A 14,562-nucleotide genomic window follows, 5' to 3' on the forward strand; every position below is an offset into this window, starting at 1 on the left:
TTATTACCCAATTCCCAATTCCCAATTCCCAATTCCCAATTCCCAATTCCCAATTCCCAATTCCCAATTCCCAATTCCCAATTCCCAATTCCCAATTCCCAATTCTCAATTCTCAATTCCCAATTCTCAATTCCCAAATAACTATTTAAAATGGTTGACTATCTAATTTTCTTAGCAATTTCTACTGCACTTTTCGCTCTATTCGGTTTGGGACTCAATTTACAATGGGGCTTTACGGGGTTAATTAACTTTGGTCATATTGCTTTCATGACCCTGGGAGCATATACAACGGTATTGTTAAGCTTAAAGGGTGTGCCCCTATTGATATCGGCACTGGCTGGGGCAATTGTCGCCGCCTTGTTGGGTTTGATAATTGGTTTTGCAACTCTACGCTTACGGGAAGATTATCTAGGAATTGTCACCATCGGTACAGGCGAATTAATTCGTTTGGTAGTAAATAATCAGGATTTACCTGTGGGTGATACCTGGATTTCTGGAGCGTTTGGCGTGCAAAGTTATCCCATACCCCTATCCACAGAGCCGAATTTGTTTGTCAGATTAGTGATGATTGGATTGTTAACGCTACTAGCTGCCGTAACTTTTTTTACCTTGTGGCAATGGATTCGTACCACCCAAATATCTCGGACTACTGATTTAGGTAAAAGGACAACTAGCAAGCAAGAATTTGCGTCGCGCTTGGGTGTGGGAATTGTCTTAGCAGTTTTGGCAGCAGCGATTTATATCTCTGGGGTAATTGGACTGTATAATTACAACCCAAAAGCGGGTTTGATGCTGGTATTGTTGTTGGTTTTAGCATTTGTATACTGGCGCTTAGAAATTTTGGTGCGATCGCCTTGGGGTAGAATTCTCAAAGCCATCCGCGAAGATGAAGAAATTCCCAAGGCGCTAGGAAAAAATGTCTTTTGGTATAAATTACAATCATTAATGTTAGGGGGTGCGATCGCAGGTATCGCTGGTGCTTTCTTTGCTTGGCAACTGTCCGCCATTTACCCCGATAACTTTCAACCCCAGATTACCTTTGACACTTGGATCATGGTGATTCTAGGCGGTTCTGGCAATAATGTTGGCACAATCTTAGGTGCGGTAATTTTCTTTGCTTACGATGCGCTGACGCGAGAAGTCTTACCCCGAATCGTTCCCCTTGATGAAGCCCGTTTGGGTGCATTTCGGATCGTGGTAATCGGACTAATTTTAATGGTACTGATGATTTGGCGACCTCAAGGTATTCTAGGGAAAAAGGAGGAACTTACCCTTGGTAAATAACCAGTCATTGCCACTTCCCCTTTTGGTAGCCACTGGACTTTCTAAAAGCTTTGGTGGTATCAAAGCTGTTAATGAGGCGAAAATCGAAGTTGCTAAAGGCAGCATTACGGGCTTGATTGGCCCCAATGGTGCTGGTAAAACTACTTTCTTTAATTTACTCTCGAACTTTATTCGCCCAGATAAAGGGCGAGTGATTTTTGACGGCGAACCGATTCACAACTTGCAACCATATCAAATCGCCCAGCAGGGAGTAATCCGCACTTTTCAGGTTGCACGAACTCTCTCGCGGTTGTCGGTGTTAGAAAATATGCTGCTGGCGGCGCAAAAACAAACGGGTGAAAATTTTTGGCAAGTGCAATTACAGCCCCACGTTGTCGCTAAGGAAGAAAAGCAACTCGAAGAGCGGGCAATGTTCCTCTTAGAATCAGTAGGATTGGCAAAAAAAGCGCACGATTATGCTGGTTGCTTATCTGGTGGACAACGGAAGCTGCTGGAAATGGGACGGGCGTTGATGACTAATCCCAAGTTAATTTTGTTGGATGAACCGGCTGCTGGGGTGAATCCGAAACTGATTGATGATATTTGCGATCGCATTATCACTTGGAACCGTCAAGACGGGATGACCTTTTTGATTATCGAACACAATATGGATGTGATTATGTCCTTGTGCGATCGCGTTTGGGTACTTGCGGAGGGGCAGAATTTGGCTGACGGTACACCCGCAGAAATTCAAAGCAATCCTAAAGTTCTAGAGGCGTATTTAGGAAAATAGAGTGCGATTGGCTTTCTCTTTATGCAATGTATTTAGTGATTGGACTTTGGACAAATAAGAGTAGATGAATACTGTTACTTGCCCAAAGTCAAAAAGTCGCACATGGGCATCAAATTTTTTGAAATTTAGCTCATGTTAAAATCGAATATTGTAGTGGAAAAAGCTTTTGATTCCAATGCTGAACCGACTGCAAGAATGGGTAATTAACCCAAAACAACTTTTATGTTATGCGCCAATAAACCCCATTTTCTCGCTGCATTAACTGCGAAGCAATAAACTCCCGTCGCAGGGTGGCGCAGTCAGGATGGTAGCGTTTTAGAATGTCATTTACCAGTCGTTCAGGGTAGTTGACTCCCACTTCAAACTGATTTGCTAACCACTTGAGAATAACTAGACGCTTTTTGCGACTAGCAGGGATTTCTTTGAGACAATCGCCTTCAAAATAGTTTTTCAACACTTTGCTTTCCCAAGCCTCAGTATCCACATCCTCAATCAAAGATGCCATTTTCTCAGGTGTGAAAATCTCCTTGCTAATGCTTTGCAAAGCCTCGCTATCCAATTGATATAGACGGCTATTACCTTCGGGGCGCATTGTCACCAAATTTAGCTCCTTAAGTTTCGCTAAATGATGGGATACTGTCGGTTCCTTAAGTTGCAGTAGCACCGCTAATTCTTCGACGCTGCACTCCTGATTCGCCAGGATACCTACAATTTTCAATCGGCTATCATCCGCTAATGCCTTGAAAAAGCGCAGTAAGATGTTAAATTGCTCTGGTTGCATAACTAACTTCTAATTAGATACCTATCTAATTAGAAGTATATCTAATCTAAAAGCTAAAATCCCCGACTTCTTTAGAAAAATCGGGGATTTTTTTGTCCAATTTAACTAAACTGCTCACCTGCATCTAGGTTGAACAGCATTTGCAAAGTTTGCATACAGCGCCGTCTAGCTTCAACATCTTGCTGCGATCGCAACTGTACCATCGGGTCGTGTAAAATTTTATTGACAATTCCCCGTGTTAATGCTTCAATCACCTCTTGATGTTTTTCAGCGAATTCCGAACCTAATCTCGACAAAGCTTTTTCTAACTCTTGTTCGCGGATGGTTTCGACTTTATTTCGCAGACAGCTAATGGTGGTAACAGTTTCTAAACTGCGCCACCAAATATCAAAAGCTTCTACTTCTTCCTCTAAAAGTTTCTCTGCTTCTTGTGCAATCTTCCGACGGCTTTCGTAGTTTTGCGCCACTACAGCCTTCAAATCATCCACATTAAACGCCTGCACATTTTCTAGTTCATTTACATCCGCATGAACATTACGAGGCACAGAAATATCAAATAACATTAGAGAGCGCTGAACTTCTAAAACCATTTCCAGCTTTGCCCGATCGAGTATTGGCTCTGTTGCCGAAGTACTTGTAAACACCAAATCGCTATCGGCAATTACAGTCATCATTTCCGATAGCGGATGAATTTGGATTTGTTGTTGGGGGAACTGCTTGACTAATTCTTGGGCGCGATCGCGAGAGCGATTTACAATACTAATTTGCACCGCACCTTTAGAAAGTAAGTGTTGCACCAGCAGCCGTGACATTTTACCAGCACCCAGAATTACCACTCGACAAGCAGCTAAATTTGCCACTTTTATCTGTGCTAACTCCACAGCAGCCGAACTAATAGAGACAGCACCAGTACCAATACTAGTTTCAGTCCTAACCCGCTTACCTGCTGTTAGCGCTTGTTTAAATAATCGATTCAAAATGGTTTTTATACCGTTATATTGCTGTCCCAGTTTGTGAGTTGTTTTCACCTGAGCCAGAATTTGACCTTCTCCGAGTACCAGACTATCTAAACCACCTGCTACCCGCATGACGTGCATTACGGCATCATCATGTAGCAACATAAATAAATGTTGTCGCAGAGAAATAACGGGCAATTTACTATATTCCGCAAGAAACTGAGTTATTTCTCGGATACCTTGGTCTGCTTCACTGGTAACAATATAGATTTCCAGGCGGTTACAAGTGCTAAGAATTGCAACTTCATCAATATGGGGATAGCTGGCCAGTTGAGCGATCGCACTTTCAATCTGTGGTTCTGGAATGCTCAGTTTTTCCCGGACTTCTACTGGGGCTGTTTTATGGCTTAACCCCACCACTGCTATATTCATTTGCTAAATCGTAGTTACTAGTTGGTAGTTGAAAATCGGCCATTGAGTCAGAATAGGGAATGGGGAATTTTTGTTTATTGGTTGGTAGTTTTTCCCTGCAACAAACAACAAATAATCACTAACTACTAACTACTAACTACTATAAGGATGAAGCATTTGGGTGACTATTTTCCATTTTCATCGAAAGATTTCTTTCCAAATACTTTACCCCTACTTAAATCATTCCCCATTCCCTAAAAATTAGTTCAGTTGGAGAGTCTTGGGTTCACCAAGCATGTGAATCGTATCAACAAATCGAGCAGTTTTCGATTGGTTGGAAATTACCAAGCTTTGAGTTCTTGCTCCACCGTTGAAGAAACGTACACCTTCCATCAGATTACCACTGGTAATGCCGCAAGCAGCGAACAGAACAGTTTTACCAGATGCCAGTTCATGAGCATCATAGACCTTATCGGGGTCATTGATATTCATAGACGTTAAACGCTCAATATTGGCTTCTCTGCTTTCTCCAATTAAACCTGTTTTTACTACTGCTGGATCGTAAATCAGTTGACCTTGGAAGTGTCCACCCAAAGCACGCATAGCGGCTGCTGAGATTACACCTTCAGGAGCCGCACCAATACCCATCAGCGCATGGATATTAGTTCCAGCAAAACCACAGCTGATAGCTGCACCCACATCACCGTCTGAAATTAGGGCGACTCTCGCTCCAGCCTCACGGATTTCTTTAATTAAATCGTTGTGGCGTTCGCGCTTCATGACAACAATCACAAGTTCTTCGATAGAGCGTTCTAGACACTCAGCCAGAATCTTGAGGTTTTCTGTTGCTGACTTGTTAATGTCTACCTTGCCCTTAGCTGCGGGAGGTGCTGCTAACTTCTTCATGTAAAAGTCGGGAGCCGCAAATAATCCACCCTTTTCAGAAATTGCCAAGACAGCCATCGAACCCGGTTGCCCATAAGCTACCAAGTTTGTACCTTCACAGGGGTCAACCGCAATATCAATTTCGATTAATTCATCAGGGTTACACAAGCTACTGGCATTTGGTTGGGTACAGATACCAACTTCTTCCCCGATGTATAACATCGGCGCGTCGTCGCGTTCGCCTTCCCCAATCACAATGCGACCGCGCATATAGATTTTATTCATCCGCTCCCGCATAGCTTCCACAGCTACTTGGTCAGCGATATTTTTTTCGCCTTTACCCATCCACTTTGCGGATGCGATCGCGGCTTGCTCTACTACTTCAATAATCTCTAACCCAAGTGAATTTTCCACAGAGTCTACCCTCTCAGCTGCTTGAATTTCCGTCGTTTCATCTGCCTATTTCAGTTTTCAAGTCTACCAAAGGGCGGATACACGTGGAAGAAAGTTAAGTTTTACTGCTAACTCGTTATAAAAGTGCCAGTTAACACATATTACTTTTTTACTCATAACTTCTATGTTTATCTTTAGGTATAAAATCATAATGAAAAAATAAATTCACTAAAAACTCAAAAACGACGCATAGAGTAAATAGCTTATTAAATTCAGAGGTTAATCGTGTTTATCGACTACATCACACTCATGTTGATCAATATGGTAGCTGGGCTATTTCTTCTGGCTGACTATGTGTATCGTGGTATAGATAGTTCTAATCAAAAACAGTGGATTCCCGGTTTTGGGATTACGGGGGCGATCGCCCTGACAACTGGTTTACACATGAGTTTCACTTGGCCAATTATTGGTAGCTTTAACATTGCCTTCGGTGAGACAAGTGTCTTATTTGGAATCTTGTTTGTTGCAGCAGCGGTTTCCCTTGCTCAAGGTTGGGATTTATTCACAATAGCAATTTACGGCTTCTTTGCTGGGGTAGTTGCGATCGTAGTGGGTATCCGCATCATCAACTTGAATTTGACTAAGCAACCGCTTTTATCGGGAATCGGCTTTATTTTAACTGGCTTGGGTGGTATTTTTGCAGCACCAACCCTTTACTGGAAACCTAACCGAACTTGGCGGCTAATTGGCGTAGCAGTGCTAATAGTAGCCGCTCTAATTTGGGCATTGACTGGATATTTGTCTTACTGGAATCATTTAGAAAGTTTCCAAAAGTGGGTTCCAGCACCGATGCGGTAAGCAATGATCTAGGGTAGAGATATAGTTTAAACCTGCTTAAGATAAATATGCTGGACTTTCTTAATCCCCTTTTAAATCGCCATCCAGAACGAGTTAAAGCCAACGTCGAACTTTACACCTGGCAAACTTGCCCTTACTGCATTCGTGCCAAAATACTGCTGTGGTGGAAAGGTGTAAATTTTACCGAATATAAAATCGACGGCGACGAAGCAGCTAGAGCTAAAATGGCAGAACGCGCTAACGGACGACGTAGTGTACCACAAATTTTCATTAATAACCAGCACATTGGCGGCTGCGATGACCTCTATCAGCTAGACACACAAAGCCAACTCGATCCCCTTTTAGCCCAAGTTGCTATTTAGAAATCAAATTAACCCTAACGGTTGGCTTGGTGATGCTGAATTTAAGAATTTTGAATTATTTAGCCCCAGATTTCTAGTCTGCGGGCTATATATTTTTTCTTTATTGTAAAATGTGTGTCTTACCCGCTCAAAGGCTTACAAGACGCGCACCCTAGAAAATGTGTTGAATTTTGAAATTTTTATATTGATAAGAATATGCAAACTAAATACACAGAATATCTTATACATCAACAATGGATGAGTTGTGCCTTAGAATTAGCAAAAGCAGCCGGTGATGCAGGTGAAGTTCCTGTCGGTGCTGTTATTATTGATTCAACAGGCAAATTGCTAGCACAAGGAGAAAATAGAAAAGAGCGCGACAAAGACCCTACCGCCCATGCGGAAATTCTCGCTCTCAAGACAGCTGCAACAACTTTACAAAATTGGCATCTCAATGAATGCACCCTCTACGTAACTCTTGAACCGTGTCCAATGTGTGCAGGTGCTATTTTGCAAGCGCGTGTAGGACAACTTGTATATGGAGTAGACGATACAAAAACTGGCGCAATTCGTACAGTTATTAACATACCCGATAGTGCTGCTTCTAATCACCGTCTCCAGGTCATTGGAGGCATTCTAGAGTCAGCTTGTCGTCAACAATTACAGGCTTGGTTTGCTACTAGGCGGCGTAAGGTAAACTAACGGACAGAGGTAAAACTGTCCATATAGCACAAGACAAGTCACGCAAGAGAATCTACGGTGTAACTAATCAGGCTTTTCGTTAAATTTTTACCCGTCAATCAGCTGCATCCGTCATGATTGAATTTCACTCTTCATCCGATCCCTGCCAGCATACACCAGCAAATCATCCGGTGGCTGTTACTACCTCAAGGGTTTCTCCTTGGTTAAGTCCTCTGGCACATTTATTAGGCCGTCACTGCCTATTACCATTATTCTTTGGACAAATTAGAATAACCGGACAAAAAAATATCCCTACAACTGGGCCTGCGATCCTCGCGCCTACTCATCGGGCGCGTTGGGATGCATTGCTCGTACCCTACGCTACTGCTAATTGTCGGAGAGAACAAGACCTGCGGTTTATGGTGACTATTGACGAATGCCAAGGTTTGCAAGGCTGGTTTGTCAAACGTTTAGGGGGATTTCCTGTAAATTCTAAGCATCCGTCAATTCGTACACTGCGACATGGAGTTGAGCTACTTCAGCAGAAAAAAACTGTGGTTATCTTTCCAGAAGGTAATATTTTTCGTGATGGGCAAGTTCACCAGTTGAAACCGGGAATTGCTCGTCTTGCTTTGAGTGCTGAATCTAGTCATTCTGGGTTGGGAGTGAAAATTATACCTATAGGCATTAATTACAGCCAACCTTATCCAAGTTGGGGTACAGATGTGAGTATTGACATTGGCTCTCCAATCAGGGTAGAGGATTACATGAGTGGCTGTATAAAACAAGATGCCAAAAGCATCACAAATGATTTAGGAAAGGCACTGCAACAATTAAGCCATCAAGAAAGAAAAATTACTAATCATGCATTTGCAGAAATTACTAATTCTTGATCTCATCAAACGGCAAGAGTCCTAAGACTGGCTTTTAACCATTGACCGTGCATGATGAAGAAACTGCACGTTTTTAAGGTTTGACACTAAGTGCTAACTGCTATATCCATCCTGAATAAGTCACCAAAAATTTAGTGCTATTTTGCAACCGTTGGGAATGTATACATATATAAATTACCCTCTATTGACAGAACAACCAGCCAAATTGGCATTTTTTTGATCAAATAGCTAACAGTTATCTGCAAACTACTGAATTGGTTGAGAAGAAACATTCTTACTTGCTTCAGTATAGGACTCCTATTTGATTTTTGAAAAAAATTACGTATTGTCGGGTGTGTTAGAACGAAGTTCATAACGCACCATTATCAAGGATTTGGTGCGTTAGCGACAGCGTAACGCACCCTACGGATCTTTTCAAAAATCAAATAGTAATCCTATAGATAGTTACAAGTCGATTGCTAGTAAACCGATGAGAAAGCACAATCAGAAAAATTAACGCATCAACCCAGTCTATCGTAGCGATCGTTCATCATGAGGATTTAAGTTAGTTACTATACAAGGGTAATGGGAACTCTATTAAAGCGATTTTCAGTCCTAAATCAGAGATACTTAGGATGTGTCTTTACTTTGTCCAAGACCAAAACAGAGTTAAGATACCCGAAGTTTCCATAACTTTTTATATAGTTGTCGCACTAATTGATCCCATGAACACTGCTGCCGCTGTTACCTTGATGCACCGTACCCTTTTATCAGTCATAGCAGTCCTCAGTCTGCTATCACCTGTGAATGCTCAGGTATCACAGTCACCAGGCACTACCAGCCAACCACAACCCATTGACCCCAACGATCCCAATAACCTGCGTCCTATAACCCAAAGTAACAGCCTTTTGAGCATTGAAGGTGGCGATCGCTTAGTAAAAGAGGCAGACCAAGCCGTTTCTGCTCAAAACTATCCTTTAGCTGCTAAGAAACTACAAGAAGCACGTCAGGTTTATAATCAGCTATCTAATTTTTATCAAGAGTTAAATTCTAGCTTTTCGGGAATTGACAATAGAGTTTCTGATTCTCAGCGCCAAAAAGCTTTATTAACAGCCCAAAAGCGAGATGAAGCTACCTTTCAACTAGCATTGGTACATCGGGCACAAAATCAGCCAGAATTAGCTGTGCCATTGTTGGTTCAAATAATTAAGAGTCAAAACCCGACACGGGATTTAGGCAAGAAAGCCTATAAACAGTTGTTTGAGTTAGGTTTTGTCGATTCTCCTTATCCTAGAGAAGGTGGTAGTTCATCTTCCTCATCCCCAAAAAAATAAATTAAATTGGCGTTAGGTGTTTTTCTTTATATCCCACCTATTTCAAATCCTTCTCTCCCTGAGCAGCACCTTGGAACGCCCCAGTGCTAGGATGTGATTATCTGCCGTAGCTTTGACCCAGCCTTCTCAAAAATCTACCTCAGAGGCGTATTTATCCCCAGTCTTGCCAAACATCTGAAGTTGGCACAGGCTTTTGCTCTATATCTGTTAATAATAGAAAAGTAAGTTTTTTCAGGAATTGCGATGATTAGTCCGCAGCAGGTTGAGGCAATGATCAAGGCGGAACTGCCAGACGCACAAGTTCAGGTGCAAGACTTGACTGGTGGCGGCGACCACTATCAAGTGACAGTAGTTTCATCGCACTTTGCAGGTAAAGGACTAGTGCAACAGCACCAGTTAGTTTATGGTGCGTTGGGTCAAGCTATGTCAACTGAAGCGATTCATGCCTTGGCGGTAAAAACATACACTCCCGAAACTTGGCAAGCAACAGCAAGTTCCTAAGAGACGCGATTAATCGCGTCTCTACAGGAGACGCGATAATCGCGTCTGTTAAAAATTTATAACTCCTCACTCGTCATTGTTGAATGCAACATAGGAAACACAAATACCATGACACCAGAACTCAAAGACAAAATTGATAACTTGCTACAAGAGAACAAGATTCTAGTTTTCATGAAGGGAAACAAATTAATGCCCCAGTGTGGTTTCTCCAACAACGTTGTGCAGATTCTCAATACCTTGGGAGTTCCCTTCGAGACGGTTGATGTTCTATCAGACTCTGAAATCCGTCAAGGAATTAAAGAATACTCTAACTGGCCGACAATTCCCCAAGTCTATATCAATGGTGAATTCCTTGGCGGTTCTGACATCTTGATTGAACTGTACCAAAAAGGTGAATTGCAACAAAAGGTAGAAGTAGCACTAGCTTCCTAATCTCTCTTTACGCAATCAAGGCAATATGCCCTTTTAATTTCCTTGAAAGGGGAGAGAAATAATGTCTCCTCTTTCAAGGTTTTTTTAATAGTTGCTGACAAAAATATTTTATCTATGTTGCCTTAATTTCATACCTAATCAACAATCCCCTCAGTCACATTGGCAAAACCAATATAGGCTGAGGGGATGCGTTTAATCAATACAATATCTCCAAAATCTCACACCACGGCAAAGCATTGACCAATACAGATAATATGCTATAATCATCTGCGGTAATCAACGGTTACTATCAATGACCAAGTAAATGGTACTTAGTAGTAATCGGGTTGGGGCTGTGGTTGTGGCACTGCAAAATTTGATCCATCGTACAAGAAGCGGCTGGCCTCCTCTTCTAGACGATGAATCAAATAAGGTTCAATGACGTTACTTTGTCGCAATGCGGCTAGATATCCATCCAAATACATCCGCATGTCATCCGTGCGATAACCGCGATTCCATAACTCGGCGAAGGCGTCGGTGAGTCTTTGGTAATAGCGGATGGTTTGTGTGTCTTGGAGCATAACTGCTGTATTAATCTCTTGGAATGAGAATTGTAAATGATTCACGCTCAAAAGTGAAGTGTAATTTCACTTTGACATCAACTCAAAGTCAACACATCTACTTTGGGTAGTACCCTCATAGCAGCTACAGGCTAGTTTAATCCTATTCCAGAAAACCTTGATTCTGGTTTTCTGGTAAATTATTTTTCTGATTTTCATAGTCCATAGCCCAATTGTATTGGTGTTATGTTCTTGGATATAGGCACTAATTTTTGCGAAAAATCTACTTTTAACATCAGGTTAAAAAGCTGTTGCATTAATTCTTAGCTGAGTGAATTTTATATCTTTGCCAGATTACACCGTGTAGAAGCAGAATGTTAAGCTAGAAGAATTTTTGATAAGTATAACAATACTGCGGATAAATTTAATAAAAATTTAATAATATTTCTAATTGCCTTCCGGCAAGGCATAAATTAAAGATATTGCTACGCTTCTTATGAGGAAATGTAAAGCTAATAGCAATTGAAGTAACAAAGGCTACAAAACCTTAGTGACGGGCTTGTTACTTTGAAAGTCATCAGACGCTAAGGGGTCTTGCCGCTGTGGGTTCGGTTTGTATAGAAATCATTGAGGGGAATCCCCATCTGAGGTCGTTGTTGGGTTGGCACTTGCAACAGCTAGAATACCGCGTGCATCAAGCTGCCAGTATTTATCAAGCAAGGGAAGTATTTTTAAGCCATCAACCAACACTGGTAGTATTAGATGCAGACTTGCCCGATGGCGATGGCATTGAATTTTGTCGTTGGTTGCATCGTCAGGAGCAGCCTCTAATCTTAATGCTATCTGCCCGCAATAGTGAAGGTGATATTGTGGCAGGTTTAAAGGCGGGTGCAGATGATTACCTGAGCAAACCTTTTGGGATGCAAGAGTTTTTAGCACGGGTAGAGGCGCTGATTCGTCGGAAACGCACACCTACTGCACCAGCTTATTTGGATTATGGCACTTTGCAAATCGATTTAGTTCAGCGCCGTGTCCGCTTTCAGGGGGAGTTTATCGATTTAACGCCTCAAGAATTCAGTTTGTTGTATGTTTTGGCACAAGCTGGAGGAGTACCTCTGAGTAGGTCGGAATTGCTGCGTCGTGCTTGGCCTGATGCTATCGATAACCCTCGTACCATTGATACTCACGTTTTATCGCTGCGGAAAAAGGTGGAACTTGACCCTCGTCAACCGAACTTGATTCAAACTATCCGCAATGTAGGATACCGTTTTAACATGGAAATTTTGAATACCAATATTTCACAATCACAAACAACAAAGTTAGCTAGAGAAAGATTTAATAATCAACGTTCGACACTTAGTAGTAGTCAAGTTTAATGGGTATTGGGCATTGGGCATTGGGCATTGGGCATTGGGCATTGGGCATTGGGCATTGGGCATTGGGCATTGGGGAGTTAAGATAACAATTCTTTACTTCTATCTCCTGACCAATCCAAAATCTAAAATCCAAAATCGTCTTGAGTTTCTGCTTTAATTAGGCTTTCTCGTAATTCAACCCAGTCGATTTCAGAGACTGTTTGATTTGCGGATAAACGACCTTGTTGTAGGTGTAATAACCTAGTGCAAAACATCTGGGCAAGTTCCAGTTGGTGATTTACCATCAGAATCGTGGTTTGGTGAGTTTGACTCAACTGGATTAAGACTTGCATGAGATGAGAAGCTGTACCAGCATCAAGGGCAGAGGTTGGCTCGTCTAATAATAATATTTTAGGCTGGATGAGTAAGGCACGAGTGATCGCTACTATTTGTCGTTGTCCAGCAGAAAGTTGTACCTCAGTTCGCCCTAACCATTCATTAGGAATATGCAGTTGTTCTGTCCAATAACTGATTCGTTCCTGAATTGTCTGCTTGGGCAAACCACGCAAAACTAAAGGATAAGCCAAGGCTTGTTGAACTGTCATCCCCAACAGCTTTGATTCTTGCAATACAAGTACAACCATCTGGCGTAGCTGGATGACAGGGATTTGGCGATATTCTTGATTTTCTAGATAGATTTTGCCACTTGTGGGTTCAATTAGGCGGTTGATGAGGCGTAATAAGGAAGTTTTACCAACGCCTACTGGCCCTACAATGGCAATGCGATCGCCCTGAAATACTTCCAAGTCAATATCTCGCAATATGGGATACCCTTGCTGATTGCCTGGAAGTTGGGTTTTCAGCTTTGTAAACAGATTAACTTGCTCTAGCCTGAGTGTTGCCTTATTCAAGGGGAATGGGGAGATGAGGGAGATGAGGGAGATGAGGGAGATGAGGGAGATGGGGGAGATGGAGGAGAAATAACCAATGCCCTATGCCCCATTCCCAATTTTAAGTTAATTGTGCAGTAGTTAAAGCTGTAGCGATCGCCCAGCCATCGACCAATAGTAGCAGCAGTGTGAATCCTAGTAAAATCAGGTACATCCACGGCTGTGCTAAAGGGCGAACATCTGTAGTATCAATGCCTGTCTTGGCTTGGACAATTTGCACGAAACGGGCAAATCCAGATACACGCATCGGTAGTAAATAAGCTTTCCCATCCTGGCTGAGGAAGTAATAAACTAGCCCTCCCTGACCAGTGGTGCGGGGTTTTAACTCTTTCACCTCTGACCAAGGTAAAAACCAGCCTTTACGGAAAAATCGAGGAACCCAGACGGGGTAAGTAACCTGAATTCCCTGGTCATCTACTATTACTTGTTCAGTCAATACTGCATACAAGGCAACTAAGCCGATGCTAATCCCTATCCACAAAAATTCTGGAGGTACGGGTGCGGCTGTTACCTGCGATAAAAAGGGTAATGGAACTGTGAGTGCTATGTATAGACTCAGCAAAGTTATCCGAATTAAAGGAGACAGACGAAAAACAGAAGTTGAAATATTGGCTGAGTTTACAGTCACGGCTCAATTACAATGCTTTTATTCATTGTAGGGTAGGTCTATGTTGTAGCTGGACTGTTCAATTCGTAATTCGTAATTCCTAATTCGTAATTTTTTAGGGTAAATACTTTTGTACTACAATCCAACCAGTAAGGGATACCCAGGCAAATCCTATAAACAAAATAATATTTACGCCAATGTGTAAAGGTCTCGCCCAAGGTCGTCTGGCGCTAATTTGCGTGGCACTGAAAGCAGAAAGCAAAACTAATGCTACCACTATCAACCCAGCGATTAGATGTGACGAGTGACCTAAAGAACCAAAGTGTCCTAAAGTGCCAACAATGCCGATCGCTAGCAATAGTAGCACTAAACTTACCATACTGATGCCCATTAGATAGTGGAGCGATCGCACCCCTCTATTTCCGCCCATAAATGGCGTAATAAAAGGAAATTGCTGGGAAGTTCTCGCCCGAAACATCCAAACGCCGGTGACTGCTAACATCAGATATGCCAGCAGGGACAACCCCATTGACCACGCGGCTATTTTCCACAACCAAAGAAACGAAGGCAGATTCATAAGAATGATTGTAGATGAGAGTGGGGACTGGGG

General features: G+C 42.2%; 17 protein-coding genes. 10 read left to right on the forward strand and 7 right to left on the reverse strand.

Going from position 1 to position 14,562, the window contains the following annotated elements; all coding sequences use genetic code 11:
- Positions 1 to 150 precede the first annotated feature (150 nt).
- Together CDG79_RS34485 and CDG79_RS34490 are read left to right on the forward strand one after the other, a co-directional pair.
- Positions 151 to 1,284, forward strand: a complete 1,134-nt coding sequence (locus tag CDG79_RS34485; protein ID WP_094346130.1) for a branched-chain amino acid ABC transporter permease — start codon at positions 151 to 153, stop codon at positions 1,282 to 1,284.
- Positions 1,274 to 2,056 (forward strand): ABC transporter ATP-binding protein, encoded by a 783-nt coding sequence (locus tag CDG79_RS34490; protein ID WP_094346131.1) that lies wholly within the window; start codon positions 1,274 to 1,276, stop codon positions 2,054 to 2,056. The genes CDG79_RS34485 and CDG79_RS34490 overlap by 11 nt, the downstream gene beginning before the upstream one ends.
- Before the next feature lie 220 nt (positions 2,057 to 2,276).
- Here the strand turns inward: CDG79_RS34490 and CDG79_RS34495 are convergent, their stop codons facing one another.
- From CDG79_RS34495 to glpX, 3 genes are all read right to left on the reverse strand, one after another.
- Positions 2,277 to 2,837: a DUF2087 domain-containing protein gene (locus CDG79_RS34495; RefSeq protein WP_094346132.1), complete on the reverse strand. Its 561-nt coding sequence runs from the start codon at positions 2,835 to 2,837 to the stop codon at positions 2,277 to 2,279.
- Positions 2,838 to 2,938: 101 nt separating this feature from the next.
- A complete protein-coding gene (locus CDG79_RS34500) occupies positions 2,939 to 4,225 on the reverse strand; it encodes a glutamyl-tRNA reductase (RefSeq protein WP_094346133.1) in 1,287 nt (428 codons plus the stop codon).
- Between the two features lie 240 nt (positions 4,226 to 4,465).
- Positions 4,466 to 5,503 (reverse strand): class II fructose-bisphosphatase, encoded by a 1,038-nt coding sequence (gene glpX, locus CDG79_RS34505; RefSeq protein ID WP_094346134.1) that lies wholly within the window; start codon positions 5,501 to 5,503, stop codon positions 4,466 to 4,468.
- A gap of 264 nt (positions 5,504 to 5,767) precedes the next feature.
- Here glpX and CDG79_RS34510 point away from each other — a divergent pair, with 264 nt between their 5' ends.
- From CDG79_RS34510 to grxD, 7 genes are all read left to right on the forward strand, one after another.
- Complete coding sequence (locus CDG79_RS34510) at positions 5,768 to 6,340, forward strand: DUF981 family protein (protein ID WP_094346135.1); 573 nt, start codon at positions 5,768 to 5,770, stop codon at positions 6,338 to 6,340.
- Between the two features lie 47 nt (positions 6,341 to 6,387).
- Positions 6,388 to 6,702 carry a glutaredoxin 3 gene (grxC, locus tag CDG79_RS34515; protein ID WP_094346136.1) on the forward strand — a complete coding sequence of 105 codons (315 nt, stop codon included), beginning with the start codon at positions 6,388 to 6,390 and terminating at the stop codon, positions 6,700 to 6,702.
- 195 nt (positions 6,703 to 6,897) lie between these two features.
- The gene (gene tadA / locus CDG79_RS34520) at positions 6,898 to 7,383 is read left to right on the forward strand and encodes a tRNA adenosine(34) deaminase TadA (protein WP_094346137.1); all 486 of its coding nucleotides are present in this window, start codon (positions 6,898 to 6,900) and stop codon (positions 7,381 to 7,383) included.
- Positions 7,384 to 7,496: 113 nt separating this feature from the next.
- Positions 7,497 to 8,255: a lysophospholipid acyltransferase family protein gene (locus CDG79_RS34525; RefSeq protein WP_094332826.1), complete on the forward strand. Its 759-nt coding sequence runs from the start codon at positions 7,497 to 7,499 to the stop codon at positions 8,253 to 8,255.
- A 704-nt stretch (positions 8,256 to 8,959) separates the two neighbouring features.
- Entirely contained in the window at positions 8,960 to 9,568 is a 609-nt protein-coding gene (locus CDG79_RS34530; RefSeq protein ID WP_094346144.1) for a hypothetical protein, read from the forward strand.
- Between the two features lie 243 nt (positions 9,569 to 9,811).
- Positions 9,812 to 10,069 carry a BolA family protein gene (locus tag CDG79_RS34535; protein WP_094346138.1) on the forward strand — a complete coding sequence of 86 codons (258 nt, stop codon included), beginning with the start codon at positions 9,812 to 9,814 and terminating at the stop codon, positions 10,067 to 10,069.
- A gap of 108 nt (positions 10,070 to 10,177) precedes the next feature.
- Positions 10,178 to 10,501: a Grx4 family monothiol glutaredoxin gene (gene grxD / locus CDG79_RS34540; RefSeq protein ID WP_094346139.1), complete on the forward strand. Its 324-nt coding sequence runs from the start codon at positions 10,178 to 10,180 to the stop codon at positions 10,499 to 10,501.
- A 311-nt stretch (positions 10,502 to 10,812) separates the two neighbouring features.
- Here the strand turns inward: grxD and CDG79_RS34545 are convergent, their stop codons facing one another.
- Positions 10,813 to 11,061, reverse strand: a complete 249-nt coding sequence (locus tag CDG79_RS34545; protein WP_094332830.1) for a DUF6761 family protein — start codon at positions 11,059 to 11,061, stop codon at positions 10,813 to 10,815.
- Between the two features lie 581 nt (positions 11,062 to 11,642).
- On the opposite strand from CDG79_RS34545, the gene CDG79_RS34550 reads away from it, so the two are divergent.
- Positions 11,643 to 12,416 (forward strand): response regulator transcription factor, encoded by a 774-nt coding sequence (locus CDG79_RS34550; RefSeq protein WP_094346140.1) that lies wholly within the window; start codon positions 11,643 to 11,645, stop codon positions 12,414 to 12,416.
- Between the two features lie 122 nt (positions 12,417 to 12,538).
- Here the strand turns inward: CDG79_RS34550 and CDG79_RS34555 are convergent, their stop codons facing one another.
- The 3 genes from CDG79_RS34555 to CDG79_RS34565 form a co-directional block, all read right to left on the reverse strand.
- Complete coding sequence (locus CDG79_RS34555; RefSeq protein ID WP_094346141.1) at positions 12,539 to 13,306, reverse strand: ABC transporter ATP-binding protein; 768 nt, start codon at positions 13,304 to 13,306, stop codon at positions 12,539 to 12,541.
- Positions 13,307 to 13,406: 100 nt separating this feature from the next.
- Positions 13,407 to 13,973, reverse strand: coding sequence for a hypothetical protein (locus tag CDG79_RS34560; protein WP_094346142.1), 567 nt, complete (start codon positions 13,971 to 13,973; stop codon positions 13,407 to 13,409).
- Positions 13,974 to 14,067: 94 nt separating this feature from the next.
- Complete coding sequence (locus CDG79_RS34565; RefSeq protein WP_094346143.1) at positions 14,068 to 14,529, reverse strand: DUF4079 domain-containing protein; 462 nt, start codon at positions 14,527 to 14,529, stop codon at positions 14,068 to 14,070.
- Positions 14,530 to 14,562: the final 33 nt, after the last annotated feature.

Origin of the sequence: Nostoc sp. 'Peltigera membranacea cyanobiont' 232 (genome assembly GCF_002245985.1) — a bacterium.
GTDB lineage: Bacteria > Cyanobacteriota > Cyanobacteriia > Cyanobacteriales > Nostocaceae > Nostoc.